The sequence below is a fragment of the Pseudactinotalea sp. genome, assembly GCF_048594945.1.
In the GTDB taxonomy this organism is placed as follows: domain Bacteria; phylum Actinomycetota; class Actinomycetes; order Actinomycetales; family Beutenbergiaceae; genus Pseudactinotalea.
Genome location: NZ_JBMDXJ010000141.1, coordinates 1 through 6,375 on the forward strand (window position 1 = coordinate 1; position 6,375 = coordinate 6,375).

The following is a 6,375-nucleotide window of genomic DNA, read 5'->3' on the forward strand; positions in this document are numbered from 1 at the left end:
ACCGCCTGACTCCCGTCAGTGCGGGACGACGTCGACGCCGTTTCGCTCGTAGGTCTCAGTGAGCCGCTGGGCGATCTGGTCCGGCGGCCAGTCGTCGGGGACGCTGAGCATGGTGCCGCCGGCGAACGCCCGGGCGGTGACGCCCTCGGCGAGCTGGTCGAAGGTGACCGTGCCGTCGCGCAACCACACGCGGTAGCCGGCGGGGATGCGCCATCCACCGCGGCCCGAGGCCAGGTTGATGTCCGCCTCGCTCAGCCGCGCGTACAGCGGCTGCCAGCCTTCAATCAGGGCCTCGAGCATCGCGTCACCCACGGCCGGATCGACCGGGACGCCGCGGGGGTTGAGCACGGTGCCGCGCACGTTCTGCGCGGGCCGGCGCCGTCCGAGGAACTTGCCGCCGACATCGACGCCGACCGACAGTGTGGTCGGCTCGCGGCGGGTATAGAGCGTGTAACCGTACCCATCCTGGGGATCCGGTTCACCTGTCGCGGCGGTGGAGGGGCAAGCGGCGACGATCTCGGTGAGCTGATCGGGTGGGCCCGACCACGCCGGCCCATCGACCACGCCCCAGTCCGTGTCGCCGATCCGTGCCGCCAGCGCGTCGACGAACGCTTGCGTGCACGCAGCGATCGCGGCAGGTGGCTCGCTGACTCGGTCGAGCACCACGCCGATCGTTACCTCGTCAGGCCAGTGGCTAGTCATCGCTTCGGAGTGTAGATGACCGTGATGTCGTCGGCTGTGATGCCGTTGTCCGCGAGCAGCTTCCGGATCGCGGACGCTCCCACGGGGTCGGACACGTGCCACTCGAGGACTGCGTCCTCCGGCAGGACACGCAGCTGCCGGTCCGCCTCCGCGAGGAGGTTGGTCCGCATTCCCTGGGACATCGGAATCTCTGGCGCGCGGCCGAGAACCTCGTAACCATCCTTGCCGTCGAGGAACACCTCCTGGGGTGGCCGCCCTCGCGTGGTGTGGCCATCGAAGTCGACGGACTCACCGGTCTCCGGGTCCACGTACTGGTACTCGGGGATACGACCGTCCGGTGTCCTGCTGTAGCCCGAGATCTGGAGCTGGTAGTCCATGCCGCGGTCGCCACGATTGAGGTGGACGATCCCAGTGTCGCCCGAGCCGTGCTGGGTAGTGGCAGGTGGTACCCGCCCCGGCGGGTGGTCGCCGGGCAGGTGCGGGTCGCCGGAGGCGTAACGGCTTCCGTTGCCCGGGTCGAAGGTGTCGGCGGGGATAGGTCGAGGAGTGGCACCCCAACCGTCGCCGCGGTTGCCGGCGACCCAGCGGTTGTTCGCGTCGTCCCAGTACATGACCCACTGGCGAGTCACCCCTTGAGTAGGCGGGCCGCCGACCAGCGGTGCACCCGTGCGTGGATCCACCCGGACCCCGTCGGCGTTGCGGTACGCGTTCTCCCATGCCCCTTCCACGTCGGCAGAGGTCCACCTCGAGGGGGCGTCGGACTGCGACACCACGTGCGGTGGCACGTCACCATCGGGCAGGACGACCTGGGTGCCGGGCTGCGGCTCGAAGAAGCGCGGAGTGCTTCCCGGTCCTGGTGTGCCGCTGCCGGGCGTGGTGTCGAACGGCCCGTGCTCCTGTTCGTACAGGTGCATGAAGGTGCGCATCGCGGCTTCACCGTCCGGGCCGAAGCCGGCGAGCCTGACCCAGGTGCCGTCGAGCAGGTTGGTCATCGAGATGCCGTGGCTGTCGACCCAGAAGCGGACGTTGCCCACGATGACCGACCCACGGCGCAGCAGCGTGCGCGCCAGTGGGCCGAGCACCGCGGATGCGCCGGCGCCCAGCGGAGCGCTCACGAGCATGCCGATGCCCAGGAAGTGCAGCGTGGCCGTTGCCGCCTGCGGGTCTTCCTCCCACTGGCTCAGCGGGTCGTCTGAGAACAGGTCGATCGTCAGTCCCTCGGCGAAGCCGCCGATCACCCGGTGCGCACGGTTGTCGGGGTCATACTCGACGGTGGTGCCGGTCCACCGCGCCACGAACTGCTGGGCGGCGAACAAGGCGATCTCGTCCGGCCGGATCGAGACCAGATCCACGATGCCGTTCCAGACCCCCGTCCACGCCTCACGGGCCAGCTCGCCGTCGAACTCACCGGTGAAGGCGTTGTAGCCGAACAACGGGCCGAACTGCTCGAGGAAGATCTGCCCCAGGATCATCTCGGCCTGGCCGCCGCGCACCACGTCCCCCCAGGGCATCTCGGGTGCGACCCCGGTCGACTCCACCTCGGGTCCGCCGGGCTGTCCCGGGAGCCGGGTGTCCACCTCGCGGAGCGCGAGGATGAGATCGGCCGCGGTGACGTCGGCCTCCTGGAACAGGCTGTGGAGCGCCATGTACCGCTCCCACAGCGCGGTGTTGCGGTCCCAGGTATCGGTGACCTCGTCCCAGTCCTTGGTGACGGTCATCGTGTGCGTGTAGACGCCCGCCGGAGTGGCAACCGTGGTCGATTCCAGCGTCTCCACACCGCCCACGACCTCGTCGTAGAAGCTCTGCGCGTCTTCCTCGAGCGTGGTGAGGTTGGGCCGCTCCCTGCCGACGACGTCGGCCCAGTCCCGCAGGTGTCCGGCGGCGGAGATCATTCGGCTGTTGAAGCTCTCGGCGTTCGCCAGGGGCTGGTCGAGAAGGTCGTAGAACTCAGTCGCCTCGGGCGCCTCGTAGTGGTTCGGGAGGCCGTCCCAGGACTCGCTCGCACTGGTCACGTTGTTGACGAGCGCGGTGCCCATGGCCTCGAGGGCATCGGCGGCGTCGTCGATGTTGCCCATGTGCAGATCGGCGGTCTTGATCGGGAACTTGCTGGGGTGGATCAGTTCGGAGTAGCCGTAGGTGTTGGGGAGGTCGCCGCCCATCATTCCTCCGTGATGAAGTAACTGAAGTCGCCGGTCTCGGCCGCGTCGACTGCGGCAGTCTGCGATGCGGCCATCTGGCTGCCCATCTCGTTGCCTGCGTACTCGTACATGGCGACGACGGTGCGTAGCCCGATCGTGGCGGCCGAGATCGCGTTCATGATGTTGGTGACGTTGGTGCCCTCGGCCTCCAGCAGCTGGCTCACGGCCACCTTCGCCTGCGGCAGGTAGTCACCCTGATCGAGGTTCGTGCCGAGATCGGTCATCGCTGTCTCGGAGAACGCTGCCCCATCGCCCTCGTCGTGGTTCGCCAGTGTCTCGCCGGCGGTCGCGACGGTGTCAGCGATGGCTCTTGCGGGCACAGGATCGATGCGCCACTGGGTCATGAACGTGGTTCCCCCGGAGGATGACGAGCGGTGTACGCGCTCATCATCGATGATGCGTGCTGCCGTGCGCCAGGGGCAGGCATGGGTCGTTCACCCCATGTGTGAGATCGTCCCACCGTGGGACACGGGAAGCTGGTGAATCCGATTGCCGAACCGCTCGTGATCGAGCGCTGCGATGCCATCGAGGTGGTGCTCGATCGCGAGCTGGAGTCATTCTTCGCCACAGCCGCCGACGGCGATCGCCAGTCCGCGCTGGTGACCCACCCGGGCGCACGGCTCAGCCCGTTCGTGGACGCGGAGCTTCGGCGGTCGGAGACCACCTGGATCCTGCGCGATGACGAGGGGTATCACACCGACGCCGTCACGGGTCTGCGCGTCGGCGAGATCCGATTCGCGACCGGGCCGCGGATGGTCGATTCCAGCAGCACCCCCGATCACACGATGCAGGGCGTGGTGATCGAAGCGGTGGTGCGCTTTCGTGCCACCGCCTCGGTGCGGCTGGGTGCCGTCGCGTCGCGTGCCCTGGCAGCGCTCGACGTGGAGGGCCTGCAGCACTGGGGAGTCGCCGAGCCGCTCGACCGCGCCTGGTCGAGTGACGCCGTCACCTCGGAGGCGCGCCGAGCGATGCCGGCGGCGTTCCTCGCGCGGGCGAGCGGTGCCGCCCACGCCTGGATCGGCGTGCGCCGGACCTCCCGTGGACTCTCGGAGTCCACGCGACTGCTCGTGCCACCGGGGGCGCTCGCCGGCACACCGGAGGACGCGATCGAGCTCGTGACCGATGTCCTCACGCGGCAGTTCCAGGTCGAGCTCGCCACGTTCCTGCGATTTCCGACCTCGACCTCAGGGTGGCGGCTGCCTGGCCGGGTACCGCCGCCCACCCCGATCGCACTCGTGCTCGGACCGCGCGCAGTCCGTGGGCTGAGCCTGCCCGGAACGTTCGCTCACGGTGTCGAGTCCTCGTTCGTCGGGCGGCAGCGGCTGCCCTCCCAGCTGCTGCGCTTCACCGATCGTGCACGAGCGTGGCAGCACCTGGCGTCGATCGGCCTCCCACCGCACCCGCGGCCGGCGTCGCCGGATCAGGGTCTGGTCGGGTAGCTCCGAGTCGGTGCTCTGCTCGCCACTGCGCTGCAGCGCTCCGTGCCGCTGCCGTGCCCAGGTACTGCCGCGGCGAGAGCCCATGCACGGCGCGGAAGGCCCGGCTGAAGGCAGGCAGGTGCGCGTAGCCGAGCGCTCGAGCCACCGCGCTTGCCGGTACGCCCATGGTCAGCTGTTCGCGGGCCTGGGTCATGCGGTGCAGCGAGCGCCAGGTGGCCATCGACATTCCCGTGAGCTCGCGGAACCGTGACCGCAGCTGTCCCTGGTCCACCTCCAGAGCATCCGCGAGATCGCGCAGTCGTTCTTGCTCGTCTCCCGGTGTGAAACCGCTGCGCGTCAACCCGGGCAGCATGGCGGCCGAGCGAGCGGCGACGAGGTCGAATGCGGCCACGGGGTCGTGGCCGGCCGGCCGCAGCGGTGTGTAGCAGGCGACCATCTGTGCGAGCAGCCACGGCTCGTCTACCGCCTTCAGGTGGCACGGGCCCAGCCGTGACACCGAGACCGGTGCCTGCCCGGGTGCACGAAAGCCCAGCGGCAGCAGCAGCGAGTCCACAGCGACTGACACCCGGTTGCGAAGCCCGGCTGGCAGCACGATCGCATCTCCCTGATGCAGCTGCCAGTGCCGCCCGCCCACATCGACCTCGGCCGTGCCGCGATAGACCCAGACGGCGACGTGGGCGCCGTTGACTCTCGGCCACGAGCTGCTGGCAGGTAAGGGCGGCGGATGGTCGAGCCAGGGCAGCGCTCCGCCCGGAGAGTCTTCGGGGATGCGAGCAGCGACCTCGCCAGGGCTCGTGCCTCGACGGGAACCGGGGCACATGCGGCGGTACTCGCTCGGGCTCTGGCCGGTGGCAGCGTGGAACGCCCGGGCGAAGCCGCTGGGCGTGGCGTAGCCCACCTGTGCGGCGATCCACGCGATGCTGCGGCCGCCTTCGAGATGCTTGCCGGCGATCGCCATCCGTGCCCGGGTGCGCCACTCGATCGGTGCATGGCCGGTCTCGGCGATGAAGTGCCGCTGCAGCGTCCGCTCGCTCACGCCCGCCTCAGCGGCCATCTCGGGGGCGGTCACCGTGCGCTCGGGTGCCGCGAGGATGCGATGCGCCGCAGCGAAGGCATGCGCCGACCGGGGCAGACGCGGCAGCCCGGTGCCGCCCCCGAAGGGAACGCCGGCCGCCGCCACCAGATCGAGCAGGGATCCCTGGGCCGCGGTGCCCTGGAGGTAGCCGAGATTCATCACGAACTCGTGCACCAGGCGGACCTGCCACGAGGATGGGATGTGGACGGCGGCGAGGTCCGCCGCCGGAAGCCGCTCGGAGCTGGTGAGCGGCAGCAGGACCGGGATCGCTGCGCTCCCGTGCTCGGTGCTCAAGCGGTACCGCACGCCGGGGCGCACCAGTGCGGCCTCGCCCGCCTGCAGCGGCAACCGGCGGCCGTCGATCTCGACTCGAGCCCGGCCCGCCGCCACCCAGAACAGCAGCGGGCTGCCCGACGTGGTCCACGCCGAACGGGCCGGCCAGATCTGGCGAGCTCCGCCGTCGAGATCTGATCCTGGTAACAAGATGGCGCCCTGGGAACGATCGGAAAAGTTAGGTAAGCCTACGCTCACATCGTAGTGATGCCGGGCTCGCCCGGCCCGTTCCATGTCAGAGATGAGACACCAGCACGATGCGTCCCACCCTCCGTGCCGCCGCGCTCGCGGCGGTTGCAGCCCTCGCCCTCGTCGGATGCTCCGGCGCCGACGGTGCCGAGCCCGACCCGACCAGTCCCGAACCGAGCGGTGAGAGCACCGGTGAGTGGCCCCGCACGGCCGAGCACGCCGCCGGCGAGACCGAGATCGCCGCCCGGCCGGTGCGGATCGTCTCGACCTCACCGTCGATCACCGGGTCGCTGCTGGCGATCGATGCGCCGCTCGTGGGCACCGCCGCGGCCACCGTCTCCGGCCTGACCGACGACAAGGGCCTGTTCGCGCAGTGGGCCGACGTGGCCGACGAGCGCGGCGTCGAGATCGCGTACGCCGACCTCGAGCTCGACCTGGA

The 6,375-nt window shown here is 70.0% G+C and carries 5 protein-coding genes and 1 pseudogene; 2 read left to right on the forward strand and 4 right to left on the reverse strand.

Going from position 1 to position 6,375, the window contains the following annotated elements:
- Window positions 1-15: 15 nt before the first annotated feature.
- From ACOJSN_RS06675 to ACOJSN_RS06685, 3 genes are read right to left on the reverse strand one after another with little or no spacing between them, the layout of a single operon-like run.
- Window positions 16-702, reverse strand: a complete 687-nt coding sequence (locus tag ACOJSN_RS06675; RefSeq protein WP_420111727.1) for a hypothetical protein — start codon at window positions 700-702, stop codon at window positions 16-18.
- Window positions 699-2,861: a hypothetical protein gene (locus ACOJSN_RS06680; protein ID WP_420111728.1), complete on the reverse strand. Its 2,163-nt coding sequence runs from the start codon at window positions 2,859-2,861 to the stop codon at window positions 699-701. The genes ACOJSN_RS06675 and ACOJSN_RS06680 overlap by 4 nt, the downstream gene beginning before the upstream one ends.
- The gene (locus ACOJSN_RS06685) at window positions 2,861-3,244 is read right to left on the reverse strand and encodes a hypothetical protein (protein WP_420111729.1); all 384 of its coding nucleotides are present in this window, start codon (window positions 3,242-3,244) and stop codon (window positions 2,861-2,863) included. Before ACOJSN_RS06685 ends, ACOJSN_RS06680 begins: the two co-directional genes overlap by 1 nt.
- A gap of 117 nt (window positions 3,245-3,361) precedes the next feature.
- Between ACOJSN_RS06685 and ACOJSN_RS06690 the strand changes: the two genes are divergently transcribed.
- Entirely contained in the window at window positions 3,362-4,339 is a 978-nt protein-coding gene (locus tag ACOJSN_RS06690; protein WP_420111730.1) for a DUF6177 family protein, read from the forward strand.
- Here ACOJSN_RS06690 and ACOJSN_RS06695 read toward each other — a convergent pair.
- On the reverse strand, window positions 4,245-5,897 hold the full coding sequence (locus ACOJSN_RS06695) for a helix-turn-helix domain-containing protein (RefSeq protein ID WP_420111731.1): 1,653 nt from the start codon (window positions 5,895-5,897) through the stop codon (window positions 4,245-4,247). The two genes, ACOJSN_RS06690 and ACOJSN_RS06695, sit on opposite strands and share 95 nt — an antisense overlap.
- A gap of 107 nt (window positions 5,898-6,004) precedes the next feature.
- On the opposite strand from ACOJSN_RS06695, the pseudogene ACOJSN_RS06700 reads away from it, so the two are divergent.
- Window positions 6,005-6,375 (forward strand): annotated as a pseudogene (locus ACOJSN_RS06700) (Fe2+-enterobactin ABC transporter substrate-binding protein); the annotation flags it as partial.